At 52.7% G+C, this 294-nt stretch carries 1 pseudogene; it reads left to right on the top strand.

Annotated elements, in window-relative coordinates:
• Window positions 1-294: pseudogene (locus ACO0LM_RS28790) on the top strand (MotA/TolQ/ExbB proton channel family protein); the annotation flags it as partial.

The raw sequence follows: 294 nt of genomic DNA, 5'->3' as shown, positions 1-294 counted from the left end.
CCAAAGGCACACTGATCATCATGGTCATCATGTCCATGGGCAGCTGGTACATCCTCATCACCAAAATCATCGACCAGGTCAAACTGTCTGGCCAGGCAACTGAAGCCCGCGCCAAATTCTGGAAAGCATCCTCCGTGCAAGCTGGCGCGTCTTCCCTGAAAGAAGGTAGCCCATTCCGCTTCATCGCTGACTCTGGCATCAAAGCCACAGAACACCATGAAGGCGCATTGCTGGAACAAATCGACTTGAATACCTGGGTATCCATGTCCATCCAGCGCGCTGTGGAAAAAGTCC

This window comes from Undibacterium sp. Di26W (genome assembly GCF_049340265.1).
In the GTDB taxonomy this organism is placed as follows: Bacteria; Pseudomonadota; Gammaproteobacteria; order Burkholderiales; family Burkholderiaceae_D; genus Undibacterium.
Note: the sequence above shows the minus strand (reverse complement) of the source record. Positions and strands in the feature narration are given on the sequence as shown.